Origin of the sequence: Bacillus pumilus (assembly GCF_003431975.1) — a bacterium.
Lineage (GTDB): Bacteria > Bacillota > Bacilli > Bacillales > Bacillaceae > Bacillus > Bacillus pumilus_N.
On the sequence record NZ_CP027116.1, the window covers coordinates 3,748,372 to 3,768,389 of the forward strand.

Sequence of the window (20,018 nt, forward strand, 5' to 3'; positions counted from 1 at the left end):
AAAAACCTCCGATTTATCTGGAGGTTTTAATCAAAATACTTTTTTATTTCACTTGATAGTTTACTAAGTCTTCTGCCAGGGATTTCATCGTTTCATTTGTTTCGTGAAGACCTTCAATAATTTTTGTAAACGTACTTACAAGCTCTGCTTGATGCTCAGAGGAAGCGACAATCTGTGCAATTTCTTCTTCCATTCCTTTAATCGATCCTTGCACATCTTTGAGCGCTGTTTCAATATCAGTCGTCGCTTGTTTCGCGTGAGTTGACAGCTTTCTCACTTCCGTTGCAACCACTCCAAAGCCTGCTCCTGCTTCACCTACTCTGGCAGCTTCGATGGATGCATTGAGACCAAGTAAATTCGTTTGATCAGAGATACCCTTAATTAGGTTGGACACTTGATTGATTTTAGAGGAATTTTCGACAGTGGTTTTCGTGTTTTGTAGAATTTGTTCACTTGTCGCTTGTAGTTCCTCTGAGTGTGCGGCAACTTGCTGTACCATTGCGACTAGTTTTTCGGAAGCTTGGTTGCTCTCCGTCATGATGTGATCTAATCGTTGTTGATTGGTCTGATCATAGGCCACGCAGAAGGCAGCGATTACTTGACCCGTCTCATCTTTAACTGGAATGGCTACAATATCCATTGGAATTCCGTATACTTCTTTCGGAATTTGGATAAACGACGGCTCTCTCCCATTTTTCAGCATAGAAAAATTCTCAAACCCTGGAGCTACTGTGTCCCCAGCTTTAAATCCTAAGTCAATGTTTCCATGCTGCTGATAATAAAGAACCTTCTCTTTCCCTAAAACAGAAAAGGTTAGCTGCTCTCTCATCGCTAGTCCAATAATTGGTAAAGCGTCTATTATGTTATCAATTCTCTGTGTCATTTCGCTCACGTTCATCCTCTCTTTTTCTCAGTACACCCTCTTTATCGGTTCGTTATATGATCTATTACAGCCTGTAATGTGTACCAATATCAATCAAATGACCTAATACATCTAAAAAGCCCACATTCTATTTAGAGAATGTGGGTGTTTTTAAAAAAAGATTGTGCACATGAAGACACTGATACCGATGAGCAAAAGATATAGATAGTCAATCCACGAAGTGCTGATGACATGATAATACGTCCGCTCTCTCGTCCCAGTGAAGCCTCGTGCTTCCATCGCAATGGCTAAACGTTCTGATTTTCGTACGCCTTGTGTAAAAAGAGGAAGAGCATAGCGCATAAAAGCTTTCCAGCTGTTTTTTTGCTTATAGCCTCTAATTTTATGTGCCGCCTTCATTTGTTTTAATTCATTTTGAAATAACGGGATAAACCGGAAGCCGGCAAGCATCCCATACGCCCATTTTGGCGACATTTTACATTGATGAATCAGGCTCATCATAAATGCCGTCAAGTCTGTTGTGGACGTAAAAAGAAGACCAAATGTCACAAATCCAAGCATTCTGAAAGCGATGGTGAGTCCATTTCTTAAACTCTCCTCTGTGATATGAAACCAAGCCCACTTCCAAACAGTGTGATCCCCTTTGCCAAAGGCAGCCATCATCCAAAACACAAGAATAAAAAAGAATAGATAAGGGACAAGTCTTGTGAGAAGGTACTTCATATTCCATCCGCCTAAAACAAGTCCAATCCCAAGTGCAAACAGCCAGATGATGAAGGTTGTCTTAGGGTCGGAAATGGCCATGAGACAGCACATTGCAAGCAGATGAGCGAATAATTTTATGACTGGATTCACAGCGGAAAGAAAGGAGTGATTACTTTGCAACGGTCAGCACATCCTTTCTTTCCGCCACATAGCGATAATGCAAGGGTACTTTCAGATCATAAGCCTCGACAAGTTTCTGATTTGAAAATAAATCATAGGGCGTGCCATCATACACATGCTTCCCTTGGTGAAAAAGAAGTACTTGATCGGCGCACTCATCGACAAGATCCATATCATGTGTGACCATTAAAATGGTGGTGCCTTGGCGTTGACGCTCTTTCAACCGCTTCATTAATTCCTTCGCTGTTCTTTCATCCTGTCCGAAAGTTGGTTCGTCTAACAGCAATACATCCTGATCAAAAAGGAGCATCGTGGCGACACTTAATCTTCTTTTCTGCCCCAAACTTAAGGTGAAAGGATGCGCTTTTGCATGCTTCTCTAAACCAAACTCTTTCAATAACTGAACCGTCTTTTCTTGCACAACGGATTCTGGCCAATTACGCTGCCTTCCGCCAAATGCGATTTCATCGTAGACTGTATCTTGTATGAATTGAAGCTCTGGATTTTGAAACACAAAGCCTGTTTTTTCATATAGTTGGCGGTCAGACCACTTTTTGAGAGGTGTTTCTTTTAAGAAAATGCGACCTTTTTTCACTGGCTCTAAACGAATCAAATGTTTGAGACATGTGCTTTTACCGCTCCCATTTTCCCCAATGATCGCCACAAAATCTCCTGCCTGGATTTCCAGCTGAAGATCGCTCATAATTCTTTTTTTTCCATAACTTAATTGAAGGTCATTTGTGCGAATGATGGTCTCTTGATCGATTGATGGCACTTTTTTTTGCTGCTCTTTTCTTGCATCAAAGGTTTGCATAAGCGCATAACTCATTGGATGAAATGGATCTTGAATGATCTCGGACCATTTCTCGGGAAATAATTTTGGCCGCCAAATTCCTGCCTCTTTCATCTCTTGTTCATAAGTCGCGAGCACATCTTTTGGAGATCCATCTGCTAAAATGCCTCCTTGATCATTTAATAAAATCACTCGGTCCATCCATTCGATGACACCGTCTAGCACATGTTCTACAAAGATCATAGTTTGTCGCTGATCAGCTGCAAGCTGCTGCAACAGTTGGAAAACCTCCATTCTTCCTGCTGGGTCAAGCTGTGCGGTTGGTTCATCAAAAAATAGAACATCTGGCTGTAATGCTAGTAAACAAGCAAGTGCCAATCGCTGCTTCATGCCGCCAGATAATGTATGAATATCTGTATTCGGATCAACATCCAGTTGGACTTTTACCATGAGCTGCTGAATCATATCATCCATCTCTTCACGTGGGACGGAACGGTTCTCTAAGCTAAAGGCAATTTCTTCATTGACGCGGTGCATACAAAACTGGGAATCAGGGTCTTGAAACATGACGCCTGTATGTCTTTGTAGGGTCACTTCGCCCTGCACGTCTGCTTCTATATGTTCTGGAATGATGCCAGCCAGAACTGACATGAGCGTAGATTTACCGCTGCCGCTTGGTCCTAAAATTAGCACCTTTTCTCCTTTTTGAATGGAAAGAGAGATTTGATGCAGAACGGGCTGATGTCGTTCATAAAAACGGACAGTCAGATCATTGCACGCGAGAAATGAACCCATGCTGATCACCTTTGTTTCGTTTTTCTTTCATGATGGCATATTGATTCAGTACACCAGTTTTGGTTAATGCGTCCACCACAACTTTCGCTAAGCATCCGCCTAGTATCATCCCACTAATGATTTGGGTCACCAGTGTGATGAGTAAAACTTGAGGTGTGTAATAACCAAAACCATTCGCAACGAGGCTGTATGCCATGGCTCCAACAGCCGCAAAGGCACCTGATAGCATCAATGTCCACATCCGATATCGTTTATACCCAAAAAGAGCGAAGGCGATTTCTGCCCCAAGCCCTTGGCATACACCAATCAGCAGGGCTGAAAGACCGAAGTGGCTGCCTGTCAGTAGCTCCACAGCGGCGGCAGCTGTTTCTGCAATCAGGGCAGCTCCCGGCTTTTGGATGATATACGCCACGATTGGACTCGCGATCACCCAAATGCCAAACATGATGTTGCCTCCTGCTGGACCAACTAGTGCTGTTATCGGTAAGTAAAGCGTAGACCAACCTAAATAGATGACACCGCACGCAACGGATAAGATGACAGCAAGAACGACTTCTTTCATCTTCCATGTCATGAAGAATGCACCTCCATTGGAACTGGCCACTCTTCCACCGTAAACGCCATTTCCCAAAACTTGTATTCAAGTTGGCAGCTTAGCATAAAGTGCTGTTTCATTTTTTCCTTTTCTTTCTCGCTAGCTTCTTCCGCCAGCTCATCAAGCCGCTCGCAAAGCTCCACTGTGATAGAGTCGGTTAACCCTCCATAAAACGTGATCCACTCATAAAATGGATGTGACGGTTCAGGCTGCACGTCTGAAAGCATTCGTTTTCCAATTTCCCAATACGTCCAAGGGCATGGAAGCAGGACAGCGATGATTTCCCCAAGTGTGCCTTCCCGGGCCACTTGCAGCATGTGATGAATATAATGATGAGCACTTGGCGCCAAAGAGGCACCTTGCAGTTCATCATAAGCCACACCTGCCACTCGGCAAAGGTTTTGATGAGGGTGCGTCTCACTATCTAGTACAAACGCAATGTGCTGATGGAAAAAAGCAACATCCTCTCTGTCTGTACATCTGCTGAGCGCCGCTGCATAAATTTTAATAAAAGCATGTAAGTATTCTGCATCCTGTTTGACATAATGAATGATCTGTTCCTTTTCCAGCTTTCCTAATGCCAGTCCTCTGACAAACGGATGCTGATAAATGGCTTCAAATAATGGTTCTGCTTCTTGTCTTAATTGCGCTGAAAATGTCATAAAAAAAGCCTCCTCTTCTTCAGTTGAATAAATGAAAAAGCCACCCCAAATGGAGCGGCCTTCTTATCGATTCAAGCATGAATAAGACAAGGTCCAGCTCCACTTCCCTCCGCTAGTACAAACTAGATCAGGTTCAAAGGGTCCAAGATTTTCTCTTGTCTCAGTCATACATGACTCCCCTAGTGGACTTCTGTCATTTAATTATCTTTACTCTACACATGTGGCGATTTGATGTCAACCGCCTTTCTTAATTCAACGTTCTGATCGTAGGCAGCTTCTCGATCCCTGCAGCATAGTAAAAATTAAGGACACTGAAGAAATCAATTGGCTTTCCTGTTTTCAAATCAACCGCTAAAATATGATCACCGTAATTTGTCATATCATCAATATCTAAACGCCTTGGCGTTGTCTTCCCAAGTGTATCAACAAAGCTACTATGGTAGTATTGCCCGCTAGCAAACGATGATTCATGATACATAAATAACGTCTCCACATCTAAGTAGACGAGAATAGCCTCAGATGAACTCGCATAAGGAGCAGAGTACGATACTGGTGCCGAAATACTTTTCACTTTCACACTTTCAACAGAATGGGTTCTCTGATCATATTTTCCGTCATATGAAAAATAAAATACACGCTCCCATTTATAATCGGCGGTCTTAGATTGTTTGTTATACACTTTAGTCCCATTAGCGAAAACATCCCCATTCGCATACTCAGCTACAAAGTATTGCAAGTTGGACGATATGGATACAGCCCCTGTGAAGCTGGGCGGGTTTTTTGCATTCACTTGTAACGTGTAAGAGTCTCCGAAATCTCCGCCGCTTGTGATACCGAATGCGTAATCACCTGCTGGTAAATTGGTCAAACCAAGGAGACTGCCTGCCGGCTGAATCAGGTCCGTCGGATAGGCTTGTCCAGTTTCATAATCAACAACAAATAATTGAACGAAATAATCAGGATTTGAAGAGGTAATCCGGCTGATGAGTGCCTGAGGTGAAGACGTGCTTAAAAGCCATAGATCAACTGGGTCGTCCTCTGATAAAACAGCCGATTGATTGATGGCTAGTCCATCAATGGAGCGAACGGCAGATGTACGCATCTTGCCATCTTTAGCCGCTTTTCGTTTGATACTGATTCCATTTTTCTTATCTACTTTAAAAGATTTTTTCAGTTGCTTTTGTTGGATCGCGGTTCCTTCATCCTGCTTCAAAAATGACTCTTGCACTTGCTGAATGGCTTTTTCCGTCAGTGGTGACAATTTCCCATCTGATTTCGGTGCTTCTTCTGCTTTTAATGCTGGTGAAAATAGACCTGTTGTCACAAGTAAAACGGACAGTAAAGCGGCAGTGATTTTTACATAAAACGCTCTCACAGGAACATCCCCTTTTCCCTCATTTGGGTTTTTTACCCTGTGATCATTTTACCATTATTCCATTAATTGTTTTGGTCTTTTTTAGGGCATTTTTATAACAAAAAAACCAGCCGCAAAAGTGGCGGCTGGTTTTTGGTCAATTTATGCAATGGTTTTAACAAACAGGCGTGCTGTTTCTGCACTGGAACCTGGATTTTGTCCAGTAATGATTTGCCCGTCAACTACAGCGAATGGCGCAAAGGCATCCCCTTTTTCAAACGCTGCCCCTTGCTCACGAAGTTTTGTTTCCAATAAAAATGGAACCTTTGATGTTAGTTGAACAGCTTCCTCTTCCTCGTTCGTGAAACCAGTGATTTTTTTGCCTTCGATAAATGATTTGCCATCTTGGCCCTTCACATCTACGAATGCTGAAACGCCATGACAAACCGCTCCGACTGCACCATTTTTGTCTGAAACAGCTAAGATTGCATCAGCTACCAATTGGTTAGATGCAAAGTCGATCATTGGGCCGTGTCCTCCCGCAAAGAAGATACCATCAAACTCAGCTGGGCTCACATCTGTAAGCGCCTTTGTGTCTTGAAGTAATTCATATACACCTTGATATTGCGCTGGAACCCCTTCTGGAATGGAGTTTTTATCAATAGGGACAGTGCCTCCTTGAATAGAGACAATTTGTACATCTAGTTCATTTTCTTTAAAAATATGAAATGGCTCTGCCAATTCTTCTAGCCATAAGCCTGTTGGATGTCCGTTCATTTCGGAACTGCTTGTCGATACTAATAATACTTTCTTACTCATCTTGATCATCCTTTCGATTCATCATGTGGTTATTTTATATTTTGCGCAATTAAATATCAAGCAATTAAACTTCAGTGCATTTTTTATGGTATACCCGATTTTCTAAAAAATATGGCATGACATCAAATCTAATTAATATGTCACATTCTATTGATAGGGAAATTCATGTAAAATTGTCATTGAGTGATATCATATAAGGTGAAATTGGTAGATCTCTCGGATGGGAGTGGAAAAGAGATGAAAACGTATTCGATTGTGATGATCCTCATCACGCTCTGTATCATATTGGCTGTCTTTTTGATGAACCTAACAGGGGTCATGTATGGAAAAATCATCTTGGCTGTTGCCGTGGCTCTTTGCCTGACATCCATTATTCGTTTGATGGGCCTTCGAAAAAGATAAGAGCCGCCCTAGGGCATAGGGCGGCCTTATTTATGGCTAAATTGCCAGGATCAGCGCAATTAATGCAAGCAGCGCTGGTACTCCTTGCTTGATGATGATTGATTTATTAGATGTCACACCACCAAATACCGCAGCGATGATCACACAAAGAATGAAAAATAGCTGAATCATATAACCAACCGTATTCGATCCGAGAATAAGCCCCCAAATGAGTCCAGCAGCTAAGAACCCATTATAAAGCCCCTGATTGGCAAACATCACTTTTACATTTGGATCCTGTTGCAAATGCTCTGGTAGCTTAAAGGATCTTTTTGCCATTTTCGATTCCATAAAAAACATTTCTAATAACATAATGACAATGTGTTCTAATGCGACAATTCCTACTAAAATCATTGCTAAAATATTCAATTTAGTTGATTCCTTTCTGATAGACGATCACGAATCTCTATTTTATCCGTGTATAAATCAAAATCTTGTATTAATTCAAGTACTTCAGTAAAACGGCTTTGCGGAATGTCTTTCATTTTTCTTACACCGAATTCCTTTTTAATAAAAGCCATGATGGTATTGATATGAAGCTTTCCATGACCATCATACTCCAAATGGCTGCAAAAAGTCTGCATCGTTCCTCGAATCACTTTTAATTGCTTGGCAGTGACACAACTCATTGGTAACGCTCATCCTTTCCTGGGTTTTAACAGCTAAAAAGAACTATGAATGAAAGAAAAACTTTCCAGACTCTATTATATAATGGTTTCATTCGGATATCAAAATAAAAAGAACAGACATTCGATGAAAAAGCTGTCCTTTTCATCAAAATCAATTTCTTATCATATTAAAAAGCCGGATTCAGTCATAGAATCCGGCTTTCTATTTAGTTACTTTTAGAAATTAATACCTTTCCAACTGAACGATCCTTACTCTGTCCAACGACTTTAAAGGATAAGCCATATGTCGGTACATCGCGTCCTGCATCTGGGTTGTTTGGATTCACATAATTCTTTTTATCACTAAATGTACGAGTCGGACGAATATAGCGATCTTCCAGCGTTAAGCCTGTTGTCGCTGTATAATCAATATTCAGCTTCGTACTTGGATTCAAAGAAAATGCTGCATCATGTACTTGGAAGCCAGTGGCAGCAATGGAGCCGTCACTCCATTTCAATACTTGTTGATCTGCATCTACTACCCCAAGGAAACCGTTCCCTGGATGATTTCCTACCCAGTTATCACTATAAGATTGATCCACATACCACACGACCAACCCGTTATTATAACTCATGAGGCTTGCACCGCGTTTGATATGCTTTAAGCCTTTATCAACGTCAGCATAAGAGCGCCACTCTAGTAAATAGTATTGGGCTGCGTATTGTTTTCCATTAGATTTTGAGAATCCGTTAAAAGTGAATGTAGACGTGCCCTCGGCATCATCTGACCACACTTTCGTTCCACCTGCTGTGATATTTGCATCATCTACAAATAAGCCTGGCAGTGAATAGCCTGCATCGGTTGTATAGCGGAATTGCAGGTCGATTTTCTTCCCTGCATAAGCAGAAAGATCAAAGGCTGCATCTACCCAGCCGTCCGATGTCCCGTCAATTCCATTGCCTTCATTCGCACCTGCTTCATTTCGATCATTCGTGATGCTACCAGCAATCGTCTTCCATTGATCAGTTCCTGTTTCACGTACTTCTACATACGCATAATCATAATCTTCTTCAATATCGTACCATGCTTTAAATGTAAGCTCTGCTTTGCTCCCCTGCGACAAATCGATACCCGTTGTCGTCATCGTCGCATTTAAATTGTCACCTGTTCCGCTGAAGTACGAATATTGTCCTTGAGCAGGCTTCGTCACGACAATCTCTTTATCTGGTAAATCTACTCGAACTGCATCATGGTTCGTTCCTTTTGTTGCTGCTTCATCAATCAGTACTGTTTTGCTTTTCTTTAATGTTTTACCATCAATGGTTTGTCCAGTAAGCCAGTTACCGCCATGCAAATTTTGAAGCATTTCTTTCGCATATGGACTAAAGCCTGTTGGTTCTGTACCAGGGACTTTACCTGCCCAGCTTCCGCTTGACATGATCGACCAGTATGAAACGGGCTCGCCGTTGCCTGTGTATTGTGTGTCATACTCATCAGGAAGGCCAAGGTCATGTCCGAATTCATGTGTGAACACACCTGCCGCTCCATCTTCAGGCTCGATGGTGTAATCTAACGCACCTAATTTTCCACCTTGCCCGGCTTCAGATTCAGTGTTTGGAATTTCAAATACATCACCAAGTGACCAGCGGTGCGACCAAATCGCATCAGAGCCGAGTTGTCCGCCACCAGCTTCTTCACCTACGCCAGCATGAACGACCATCAAATGATCAATGATGCCGTCTGGTTCGTTATAAACGCCGTCACCATCCTTATCATATCGGTCCCATTGATCATAATCACCGAGATCAATGTTCGGGTCATTTGCTGCAGCTTCGAGGGCTTCTTTCACCAATTCACGCGGTCTGCCATCACTGCCTGATTCGTCAGGTACGTTCCCGCCATAATAAGCAGCTTCATGCTTCGCTGTATACCAGCCAGCAACTTTTCCACTGACCGTGTAACTGCCGCCAGACTGCTTCTCATAATATTGCTTCATGGATACTTTTCGTTTCCCATCTGGACCGATGTAGCCATTTTTTCCGAAAAGCATGTCTTGATAGTGCTGCTGATCGTACTTGTCATAGTACATATCAGTCTCTTCTTTTTTAATACTATTATGCTTATAATCTTTAAAATCTACTAATAAAACCAATACCTTATCATTGCGAACGTCGCCTTTATATTTTTCCTTTTTGACCGGTTTTACTTGTTTACCTTCTTTTCCTTTATGCTTATTTAACTTTTTCTTTTTAGCTAGTTTGTTATGTACGTCTTGTTTGTATTCTTTCAGGAATTCAGGCTCTTCTGTTAAGGTGCTGGCACTTTGTTTCATGGCAGATTCTTCTTTTTTCTTTAGATAGTTCTTTAATGCTTTTTGGGTTTCTGCCTCATTGGCATTCTTTTTGATCTTTCCTTGTTTTTTCAAGGCTTTGATGAGACGGTCTTCATTCACGACACTTGCGTCAAATGGAATACCTGAGTAATGACCGCCATCTGAGGATGTTGATTTCTCTGTGGTGTGGGCAGATAGAGGGGTGCTGAAAGCTGTCAATGTGCCTAAACTGAGGACAGCTGTTAATGCAACGCTCGTCCATTTCCATTTTTTCATCTTAGTTCCTCCCTAATTTGGTAATAAATAATATCTCATTCTAGCATATTCCAATATAGTTAAGTCGAAAAATAATTTATTTTCAGAAATTTTGTGGAAAATGCACAATACGGAAATGAAAAGGGCGGAACAAGGTGTCGAAAATAAAAGAACCCTAGACGATATCCGCCTAGGGTGTTTGTTGTTTTACTATGAAAGTTGTTCGCCTTTAAAGGCAACAACATCAAGTGGAGCGGCTAAGAATTCTTTTGCCTTCGCGACGAAAGCTTGGAAATGTGCACTTGTATTATGGCTCTGAACCGCTGCTTCATCTTTCCACACTTCTACCATTAAAAAGGTATTTTCCTTTTCTGTATCCTTGAACAGCTTGTACGATACATTACCTTCTTCCGCTTGTGAAGCTTTCATTAATGCGTTGATTTCTTCTAGAAATTCGTTTTCTTTTTCTGGATGAATGGTCATCCCTGCATGAGTAATAATCATATAATCGTCTCCTTTTGAAATGATATTATTTCCACTCTGTAATACGATCAATCGGTAAGCGGTAAGATGCATAACCTTCGTCAGCAGCTTTCCCAATTGATAGAAGCATTACTGGTACATAACGTTCTTTATCCCAGCCAAATGCTTCAGCGATGACTTCTTTATCAAAACCGCCAATTGGATTCGTATCATAGCCGTGTGCACGTGCTGCAAGCATAAGCTGCATAGACACAATTCCACCGTCAATTAAGATTGTTTCGCGATTAACTTGCTCTGGAAGAACTTCAAAGTGTGCAGTTAGTGCAGCAATTTGTCTTTCTTTCACTTCTTGCGGCATGTAGCCATTCTCTACTGCTTTTGAATAAATTTCATCTAAGTATTCATTGCTTTGCATATCTGCAAATACAGCAATGACAGCAGCTGATGTTGATACTTGTGTTTGGTTAAATTTCGCAAGTGGAGCAAGCTTTTCTTTTCCTTCTGGGCTGTCAATGACCATGAAGCGCCATGGCTGTGCATTCACTGATGATGGTGCAGTAGTTGCTTCTTCTAGAATCTCTGTCATTTCTTCTTTGCTGATTTTCACAGCTGGGTCATAGTTACGAATCGAGCGGCGCCCTTTCATAATGTCCATAAAATCGTTTGTTTTTAATGTTGTAGCCATGTTGAAACACTCCTTTAGGTTGTTTGAATCTTTCCGATGTTTTGTTGGATACGGGTGAGCACATCAGTGAGAAGCTTTCGTTCTTCTTCACTTACGTTCTCAAGCATTTCTGAGATAAATCGCTCTTTTTCTTTTTTAGAAGCTTCGATTCTTGTTCGGCCTTCGTCTGTCAAACGAACAAGTGTGACTCTATTATCTTCTGGCTTTCTTCTGCGCGTGACCATTCCTTTTGTTTCTAGCTGTTTTAAGTGACGCGTCACAGCCGCACTATCAATATTTACTTTTTTCTGCAAATCTGATTGGCTGATTTCGTCAGCTTGAAATAACAGCGATAGCAACTCTAGTCTTGATTGGCTGATGCCCGTGCATGCTTCGAACTTCACACCCATCATACGGTTCACGCACTGCAAACGGTATAAAACCTCTGCTTCTTCAGAGCAAAATGCAGTCAATGCCATCCCCTCTTTTCTATTTCAGATCAATTAGTTGATATATCAATCATTGACTCGTCAACTAATATACACCCATTGTTTGATGATTGCAAGAGGTTTGTTTCATAAAGTGAAATTTTTTATATCAATAGAAAAAGACGAGCTGAACGCACGCCTTATGATCATGTTGAACCTGCATAATAACTAATAAGTCCAATCATCATTTATACAGCAAAAATGTAGAGAATGAGTTTGAGCATTTTCATTGATATCTCCTCTTTTTTTACTGACTAAAAATGAAGAAATCATTACATAAAAAAGGACAAAAGCGAATTGAATCACTTTTGCCCATTTCTTTTATTCTGTAATAACCGTGTGGATCAACGTTGGTGCATCGGCATGATCTGCGATGCGGATGTTGTCATAAATTTTCTCCATAACATTCGCAACATCTTCACGATTCGTATGAAGCGTCACCAATGAATCCCCTTTTTCAACACGATCGCCGACTTTTTTGTTTAGCATAATGCCGACAGATAGGTCGATATCGTCCTCTTTTGTTGCACGTCCTGCTCCAAGAATCATCGCTGCAACACCGATTTCGTCTGCGACGATTTCAGCAACCACACCTGACTCTTTTGCAGGAACTTCGATTTGATAAGGTGCTTGCGGTAGTTTTTCCGGCTGATCTACAATCGAGCCGTCTCCACCTTGATTTTCTAAGAATTCCTTGAATTTCTCAAGTGCTTTGCCGTTTTTCATGACTTCAATTAGCTTTTCTCTTGCTTCATCAAGTGTCTCTGCTTTTTTCGCAAGAACAACCATTTGACTTCCTAATGTGAGCACAAGCTCGTTTAAGTCTTCAGGGCCTTCGCCTCTTAGCGTGTCAATCGCTTCTTTCACCTCAAGGGAATTTCCAATCGCTAATCCTAGCGGCTGAGACATATCTGAAATGACAGCCATCGTTTGTCTGCCTACGTTGTTTCCAATGCGAACCATTGCTTTTGCAAGCTTCTCAGAATCTTCAGGTGTTTTCATGAAAGCACCTGCACCTGTTTTCACATCAAGTACGATTGCATCTGCACCAGCAGCAATCTTCTTACTCATAATAGAGCTTGCAATGAGCGGGATCGAGTTAACGGTACCTGTCACGTCACGAAGCGCATAAAGCTTTTTATCAGCTGGTGTCAGGTTGCCGGATTGCCCAATGACCGCTACTTTATGACGGTTCACGAGCTCGATAAATTCGTCTTTTGTAATTTCTACGTGGAAGCCTTTGACCGCTTCAAGCTTGTCCACTGTACCGCCTGTATGTCCAAGACCACGCCCAGACATTTTTGCAACAGGTACATCAAGTGCAGCCACAAGAGGAGCAAGTACAAGCGTTGTTGTATCACCTACACCGCCTGTTGAGTGCTTGTCTACTTTTATGCCGTCAATGGCAGACAGGTCAATCGTGTCTCCTGAGTTCGCCATAGCGAGCGTTAAGTCCGCACGTTCTTGATCCGTCATATCTTGGAAGAAAATCGCCATAGCCAAGGCACTTGCTTGGTAGTCAGGAATTGTTCCGTCCGTATATCCTTTGACAAAGAAAGAAATTTCCTCAGAAGATAATTCTTTTCCGTCACGTTTTTTCGCAATGATATCTACCATTCTCATTGTTTTCACCATTCCTTTTTTTAAATTAGTAAATCAAACCGACAACGCCTGCTGTTAAGAAGCTGACAAGTGTTGCACCGAATAACAGCTTTAATCCAAAGCGTGCAACAACGTTCCCTTGCTTTTCGTTTAAGCCTTTGACTGCTCCAGCAATAATACCGATAGAAGAGAAGTTCGCAAATGACACAAGGAATACAGAAATAATCGCTTCTGTACGAGCAGAGAAATGCAAGCCATCTCCAGATAGTGCGAGCATTGCTACAAATTCGTTGGACACCATTTTGGTTGCCATAATGCTTCCTGCTTGTACCGCTTCGCTCCAAGGAACACCGACAAGGAAAGCAAATGGAGCAAATACATATCCAAGTACATCTTGGAAAGAAACACCGATGACCGCTGTAAAGATTCCATTAATCATCGCAATTAATGCAACGAATCCAATCAACATCGCAGCAACAACAATTGCTACTTTGAAACCGTCCATAATATATTCGCCAAGCATTTCGAAGAAGGATTGTCTTTCTTCCTCGACGACTTCAAGCATGTCTTCGTCCTTAGCTACTTCATATGGATTGATAATAGACGCGATAATAAATCCACCAAATAGGTTCAGCACAAGTGCTGTGACCACGTACTCTGGTTTAATCATTTGCATATACGCACCAACAATGGACATCGATACCGTCGACATTGCAGATGCACATAATGTATAAAGACGCTGCTGAGGTAATAATCCAAGCTGTTTCTTAATAGAAATAAACACTTCTGATTGTCCTAAAATCGCAGACGCGACTGCGTTGTAAGATTCTAGTTTCCCCATACCGTTTACTTTACTAAGCAAATAGCCGATTCCGCGAACGATAAGCGGAAGGATACGCCAATGCTGCAAGATACCGATCAATGCCGAAATAAAAACGATCGGCAGTAGGACGTTGATGAAGAAAGTTGACGCTTTATCATTCATTAAACCGCCAAATACGAAGTTGATTCCTTCACCAGCATAGCCTAGGAGCATTTGGAATCCTTTAGCAAAGCCTCCAACTAGGAAGTTCCCAACACCTGTATTGAGCAGAATATAACCTAAAATAAATTGCAGTACAATCATGACAATGACTGGACGGAATTTTACTCGTTTCTTCCCGTTACTAGCCAGCCATGCAATGGCGAGAATCACTAGCAAACCGATGATACCAATGACGTATTTCATGTTTTTCCTCCTCGAATGAATTCGTTTACATTAATGCGCTTGTACGGAACAAACCCTATTTCGTAAACAAAGTGCGGAAGAAATTCCCATAATTGAAACCCTTCCGCATATAACTTTTTCATCATTTATGAGTCACGAATGTTATCCTACCATAGGATCGTAAGAATTAATAGTCTTTCGAAGGAGCTGATTGATCCCCTTTGATAATGGAAACGCCTGCACTTGCACCAATACGGGTAGCGCCTGCAGCTGTCATTGCTTCAACGTCTTCTTTTGTTCTTACGCCGCCTGATGCTTTTACACCAATGTCAGGTCCAACTGTTTTACGCATTAATGCGATATCCTCAGCTGTTGCACCGCCTGTACTAAATCCAGTCGATGTTTTCACAAAATCAGCGCCAGCTTTCACTGAAAGCTCACAAGCTTTGACTTTCTCTTCATCAGTAAGTAAACATGTTTCAATAATAACTTTCACTAATGCTTTGCCTTTGGCTGCGTCTACAACTGCACGAATATCTTGTTCAACCACATCATATTCGCTGTCTTTCAATGCCGCAACGTTGATGACCATGTCCACTTCTGTTGCACCGTTTTCAATCGCATCCTTTGTTTCGAAAGCTTTCACCGCTGTTGTGTTAGCGCCTAATGGGAAACCGATGACTGTACAAACATCAACACCTGTTCCTGCTAGTTCTTTCGACGCAAGAGATACCCAAGTTGGATTCACGCAAACAGATGCAAATTGATGAGTCTTTGCTTCTTCAAGTAACTGCATAATGGCAGCTCTAGATGTATCTGGTTTTAGTGCTGTATGATCAATGAGCTTTGCTATCGTCATGCTTACACTTCCTTTTAATTATGATACTTTTATCATATATGAGGAATGAACAATTGTAAACATAGTTATGAAATTTTGTTCATCTATTTTGTGACATTTAAAAGAGCCCTTGCTGTATGCTGGTCAATGATCAATATGTTCGCATATTTTCCTCTTAGTGCCCCATGGATGGAAGCAACTTTGCGATGTCCGCCAGCAACAAGTATAGAGCGTTCTTTTGTTCTTAAGTCATCAAGCTCCACGCCAATTGTGCGATTGTTAATCGCTTCACTGCAAATGCGTCCATCTTGATCATAAAAGCGCGAGCAAATGTCTCCGACACTGGATTCCTTGAGGAGCGCTTTTTCTTCTTCACGAAAATAACCAAGTCTAAACAAAAGGGCTTCATCTCTGACCGTTCCAACAGTAAACACCGCAACATTGGCTTGCTTCCCCATTTCAATGATGCGCTGAATATGTCTGTCCTGCTCAACCATCTCCTTGACCTCAGCGCTATCAAATACAACAGGAAGCGGTAAATAGCGCGGTGCTGTTTGAAATGCCTCAGCAAACAGCTGAATGGTTTCTGCAGAATATGTATTCACATGGGAATGGCTGATTCCGCCCTTGAGCTGGACAACCTCTACACCTTTTACCTGTTTAGGTTGCATCTTTTGTGCAATTTGATACATGGTGGTTCCCCAGCTCACACCAACGATATCACCGTCTTTCACTGTGTCTTGCAAGTAATCTGCACCAAAACGGCTCAAGTAATCGGTGATCGTTGGATAGTCGTCTTTAGGCGAAAACACCACATGAGCTTCAAGCAGGTCATATTTTTCCTTGAGCAATGAAGACAGCTCATTTAAATCCTCAAACGGGTCCATGACCGTAATCTGGACGTACCCTTTCTCTTTCGCATATTGAAGCAGCCGAGACACAGTTGGTCTTGACAGGTCGAGCTGTTTGGCAATTTCCTGCTGGCTGTAATCGGATAAATAATAAAGCCTTGCCGCTTCAATACTCAGCTGCTGTTTCTCCCGATCCATTCGTACGCCTCCTTTTTTCTTCTATCATAACAAATTGTTCATCTCATCATGCACAAATGTTCATTTAAAGAAAATCGTATAAGCGGCATGGAAGGTTTCATTCTTCTCTAAAGTTTGAATACCGAACTTCTCCTTGTACTGGCCATTCGTCCCTTCCACATCGGCGATGCCATACCAAGGCTCAATACAAACAAAAGGAGCCATTGTGCCCTTTTCTTGATCATAAGGTGACCAAATACCAACGAACGGAAACCCAGTGAGATCGACCTCAACCCCGTGGCCTGCCTGAGACATCAATGACACTCGGTTGATATGACTAAAGATCATCGCATCATGCTGAAAAAGCTCTGGACGAAGCTGAATCGGTTCTAGCTGTATCCCTTTTTCTTTCTCCCTAACAAGTGAATTTTTGAGTTCATATTGGGCAGGAAGATGCTCATTAGAAGGCGTCAATGTCAGGGTATAATCTGCTGCGTGCTCACCTTCAACAAGCGGGACTTGAAATGCGGGGTGTCCTCCGATGGAAAAATACATCGTGTCATCTCCGGCATGATCAATTTCCCAGGAAATCGTCAGCCCATTTTCTAATAGCTCGTATCGAATACGGGCGGTAAATTCATAAGGATAATGCTCGATATGACGACCTTTGGATTCATATTGAAAGGTCACCGCATGTTGCGTTTTTTCATATAAATCAAAATCAACATCACGCAAAAATCCATGCTGAGTGAGCTCATAGGTTTGTTCACCTATTTTGTATTGGTCATTCTTTAATCGCCCGACAATCGGAAATAAGACAGGCGACACCCTACCCCAATAAGAAGGATCGCCAGACCACATATAGTGACGTCCACTTTCCTTATGAAGCACGTCTCTAACTTCAGCACCTCTCTCATTGATTTGAATCAATAACTGATCATTTTCAAGTCTTCTCATTTCACACATCCCCTTTCCTTCTTCTTTTATTATGACAGGGATTTTGGTTTTGAGTATTAAAGAGTTCGTTAAAATAAAAAAGACTTCTCCCATCTAGGGAAAAGCCTTTAAAATTACTTGTTCATTATTTTCTTGTTTATCGATGAGCGCATGATATTCCTTCTTTTTTGGTTAATGACGATTTAAAACAATCATCAAAATCCTCCTATATCTGAACGTCTACTAAGGTTTACGTAACAAATGCGCCCCAGTATCTCACCATTGATCAATTCGATAGCACTTCCATTTTATATGGATGTAACAATATAATAAAGTGATATATGTTATTCGTTTATCTTAAAATTTTATTAAAAAACTCAAACTAAATGATATGGCTACACGTCTATTATATATACTATCTATTAGTTTCCTTAATTTAAATACAGATGCTTGTCATTAATGGGGGATTCATTTTCATGAACAGCAAGGAGAATCGGTTACGTTATATATTAGGATTAGATGGGCTACGAGCCATTGCTGTATTGGCGGTCATTGCATATCACTTACATATCGGACCTGCGAGCGGCGGGTTTCTTGGCGTTGATTTGTTTTTTGTGATATCTGGTTACTTGATTACAACGATCTTGTTACATAAGCAGGATTTAGGTTATCAAGAGCTTTTGCCGTTTTGGATGGGGCGGATCAGAAGGCTTCTTCCAGCGGCTTACGTGATGATTTTTTTAACTGTCAGCTGGTGTGCAATTGCGGGTTCGAATGCACTATTGTCCATTCGTGGCGATGCCTTATCGTCCTTTTTTTATGTCAGTAACTGGTGGTATATTTTCCATCAGCTATCTTATTTTGATAGCTTTAATGCGATATCTCCACTGAAAAATTTGTGGTCTTTGGCAATAGAAGAGCAATTTTATATCATATGGCCGGTACTATTGATTGCAGGACTAAAATGGGTGAAAAACAGATCCCATCTGCCAATGATCACGTTTGGTCTTGCACTTGTTTCCGCCTTATGGATGGCGATTCTTTATTCACCAGATACGGATCCAAGTAGGGTTTATTACGGAACAGATACGCGTGCATTTGCGCTCCTGATCGGGTGCACCCTTGCATTTGTATGGCCCATGCAAAGACTGTCCAGCAAAAAGTTACTTCCCGTTGGCAGACGTATTTTACATATCGCTGGTTTTGGTTCGTTTGCGGTTTTTCTTCTATGTGTTTATGCAGTGGACGAATTTGACGGCTTTCTCTATCAAGGCGGCATGCTGTTATTCTGTTTTAATGCAGCGATTTTAATTGCATGCATCAGCCACCCTGCAAGTCTTTTGGGGAAATGGCTCTCCTATCAGCCGCTCGTCTGGCTTGGAAAGCGTTCATATGGCATTTACCTGTGGCATTATCCCATCATCGTACTGACCACACCGGTCATTGAAATTGGACAGCCTTCTATGGGACGTGTTGCATTGCAGCTCATTGCCATTTTACTCATTGCAGAGGCTTCTTATCGCTTCATCGAACAGCCGATTCGCAAGCTTGGCTTCAGACAATATTTTGCCTCCTGGTCTATTTGGAAAAAGGGATTCAAACAATGGTCTACATCTCATAAAGTGTTCCTTGGAATCGCCGTAGCTCTCTTGATCTTATTTACCATTGGCATGTCCAGTTCTTCCCATAAGTCCCCACATGCCAAGGAAGTGACACAAATTAAGACGGCACCGAAAAAGGCAGGAGACTCATCGGAATCAAATGCGAAGAAAAAGAAAGAGAAACACGAGAAAAAAGCAGCAGATCAGAAGCAGTTTCAACAAGTTCTTGCAGTTGGTGATTCCGTTATGCTGGACATTGCGCCGAATCTTGAAAAAGCATATGCACAAATCACCATTGATGCGAAGGTTGGCAGACAAATGAATGAAGCCGTCAGTATCGCCCCTCAATATGCTTCATTTAATCAATCTAATGCCGCTGTTATTATTGAGCTTGGCACGAATGGTTATTTTACCGAGGGCACGTTGACAGCATTCATTCAGAAATTTTCAAAGGCGCACATTTTCCTTGTAAACACGAGAGTCCCAAGATCTTGGGAAAATGATGTGAATGCCGTCATTCAGCGTGTGGCCGATCAACATGCCAATGTGACCCTAGTCGATTGGCATTCAGCTGCTACCGGACAGCCATCTTATTTTCAGCCTGATGGTGTTCACCTTTCAACAAAAGGCTCTGACACATTGACCCAGCTCATTACAGCGAGCATCAAGAAAAAAGGAAATGTGTCATCTTCATCATAAGAAGACTAAGAAGACAAAAACGTATTTTTATGGAAGATTAAAAAAAGAC

19 protein-coding genes, 1 pseudogene and 1 riboswitch are annotated in these 20,018 nt (G+C 41.7%); of the genes and pseudogenes, 2 read left to right on the top strand and 18 right to left on the bottom strand.

What is annotated here, in order from left to right:
* Positions 1-43: 43 nt before the first annotated feature.
* From C5695_RS19455 to C5695_RS19485, 7 genes are all read right to left on the bottom strand, one after another.
* Entirely contained in the window at positions 44-898 is an 855-nt protein-coding gene (locus C5695_RS19455) for a methyl-accepting chemotaxis protein (RefSeq protein ID WP_423749840.1), read from the bottom strand.
* Positions 899-1,033: 135 nt separating this feature from the next.
* On the bottom strand, positions 1,034-1,768 hold the full coding sequence (locus tag C5695_RS19460; RefSeq protein ID WP_117732655.1) for an energy-coupling factor transporter transmembrane component T family protein: 735 nt from the start codon (positions 1,766-1,768) through the stop codon (positions 1,034-1,036).
* Positions 1,758-3,356, bottom strand: a complete 1,599-nt coding sequence (locus C5695_RS19465; RefSeq protein ID WP_117732658.1) for an ABC transporter ATP-binding protein — start codon at positions 3,354-3,356, stop codon at positions 1,758-1,760. The genes C5695_RS19460 and C5695_RS19465 overlap by 11 nt, the downstream gene beginning before the upstream one ends.
* Positions 3,331-3,930: an ECF transporter S component gene (locus C5695_RS19470; RefSeq protein ID WP_117732660.1), complete on the bottom strand. Its 600-nt coding sequence runs from the start codon at positions 3,928-3,930 to the stop codon at positions 3,331-3,333. Before C5695_RS19470 ends, C5695_RS19465 begins: the two co-directional genes overlap by 26 nt.
* Complete coding sequence (gene tenA / locus C5695_RS19475) at positions 3,927-4,613, bottom strand: thiaminase II (protein WP_117732663.1); 687 nt, start codon at positions 4,611-4,613, stop codon at positions 3,927-3,929. Before tenA ends, C5695_RS19470 begins: the two co-directional genes overlap by 4 nt.
* Positions 4,614-4,700: 87 nt before the next feature.
* Positions 4,701-4,804, bottom strand: a riboswitch (TPP riboswitch).
* Between the two features lie 56 nt (positions 4,805-4,860).
* Positions 4,861-5,988: a hypothetical protein gene (locus tag C5695_RS19480; protein WP_117732665.1), complete on the bottom strand. Its 1,128-nt coding sequence runs from the start codon at positions 5,986-5,988 to the stop codon at positions 4,861-4,863.
* A 141-nt stretch (positions 5,989-6,129) separates the two neighbouring features.
* Entirely contained in the window at positions 6,130-6,786 is a 657-nt protein-coding gene (locus C5695_RS19485) for a type 1 glutamine amidotransferase domain-containing protein (RefSeq protein ID WP_117732667.1), read from the bottom strand.
* 237 nt (positions 6,787-7,023) lie between these two features.
* On the opposite strand from C5695_RS19485, the gene C5695_RS20740 reads away from it, so the two are divergent.
* Positions 7,024-7,188 carry a hypothetical protein gene (locus tag C5695_RS20740; protein ID WP_187441352.1) on the top strand — a complete coding sequence of 55 codons (165 nt, stop codon included), beginning with the start codon at positions 7,024-7,026 and terminating at the stop codon, positions 7,186-7,188.
* 36 nt (positions 7,189-7,224) lie between these two features.
* Here C5695_RS20740 and C5695_RS19490 read toward each other — a convergent pair whose 3' ends face one another.
* The 11 genes and pseudogenes from C5695_RS19490 to C5695_RS19540 form a co-directional block, all read right to left on the bottom strand.
* Positions 7,225-7,596 carry a DUF1304 domain-containing protein gene (locus tag C5695_RS19490; RefSeq protein ID WP_117732669.1) on the bottom strand — a complete coding sequence of 124 codons (372 nt, stop codon included), beginning with the start codon at positions 7,594-7,596 and terminating at the stop codon, positions 7,225-7,227.
* A complete protein-coding gene (locus C5695_RS19495; protein WP_117732671.1) occupies positions 7,593-7,856 on the bottom strand; it encodes a hypothetical protein in 264 nt (87 codons plus the stop codon). Before C5695_RS19495 ends, C5695_RS19490 begins: the two co-directional genes overlap by 4 nt.
* Positions 7,857-8,062: 206 nt before the next feature.
* A complete protein-coding gene (locus C5695_RS19500) occupies positions 8,063-10,444 on the bottom strand; it encodes an immune inhibitor A domain-containing protein (RefSeq protein ID WP_117732673.1) in 2,382 nt (793 codons plus the stop codon).
* Between the two features lie 189 nt (positions 10,445-10,633).
* Complete coding sequence (locus C5695_RS19505; protein ID WP_117732675.1) at positions 10,634-10,927, bottom strand: putative quinol monooxygenase; 294 nt, start codon at positions 10,925-10,927, stop codon at positions 10,634-10,636.
* Between the two features lie 25 nt (positions 10,928-10,952).
* A complete protein-coding gene (locus C5695_RS19510) occupies positions 10,953-11,591 on the bottom strand; it encodes a nitroreductase family protein (RefSeq protein WP_117732677.1) in 639 nt (212 codons plus the stop codon).
* 14 nt (positions 11,592-11,605) lie between these two features.
* Positions 11,606-12,089: pseudogene (locus C5695_RS19515) on the bottom strand (MarR family winged helix-turn-helix transcriptional regulator).
* A gap of 290 nt (positions 12,090-12,379) precedes the next feature.
* A complete protein-coding gene (locus C5695_RS19520) occupies positions 12,380-13,681 on the bottom strand; it encodes a pyrimidine-nucleoside phosphorylase (protein ID WP_117732681.1) in 1,302 nt (433 codons plus the stop codon).
* A gap of 25 nt (positions 13,682-13,706) precedes the next feature.
* A complete protein-coding gene (locus C5695_RS19525; RefSeq protein WP_117732683.1) occupies positions 13,707-14,888 on the bottom strand; it encodes a NupC/NupG family nucleoside CNT transporter in 1,182 nt (393 codons plus the stop codon).
* Positions 14,889-15,054: 166 nt separating this feature from the next.
* Entirely contained in the window at positions 15,055-15,726 is a 672-nt protein-coding gene (gene deoC, locus C5695_RS19530; protein WP_117732685.1) for a deoxyribose-phosphate aldolase, read from the bottom strand.
* A gap of 83 nt (positions 15,727-15,809) precedes the next feature.
* Positions 15,810-16,754, bottom strand: coding sequence for a DNA-binding transcriptional repressor DeoR (locus C5695_RS19535; protein ID WP_117732686.1), 945 nt, complete (start codon positions 16,752-16,754; stop codon positions 15,810-15,812).
* Between the two features lie 60 nt (positions 16,755-16,814).
* Positions 16,815-17,690: an aldose 1-epimerase family protein gene (locus tag C5695_RS19540; RefSeq protein ID WP_117732688.1), complete on the bottom strand. Its 876-nt coding sequence runs from the start codon at positions 17,688-17,690 to the stop codon at positions 16,815-16,817.
* A gap of 455 nt (positions 17,691-18,145) precedes the next feature.
* Here C5695_RS19540 and C5695_RS19545 point away from each other — a divergent pair, with 455 nt between their 5' ends.
* On the top strand, positions 18,146-19,969 hold the full coding sequence (locus C5695_RS19545) for an acyltransferase family protein (protein WP_117732690.1): 1,824 nt from the start codon (positions 18,146-18,148) through the stop codon (positions 19,967-19,969).
* The last annotated feature ends 49 nt before the right edge of the window (positions 19,970-20,018 follow it).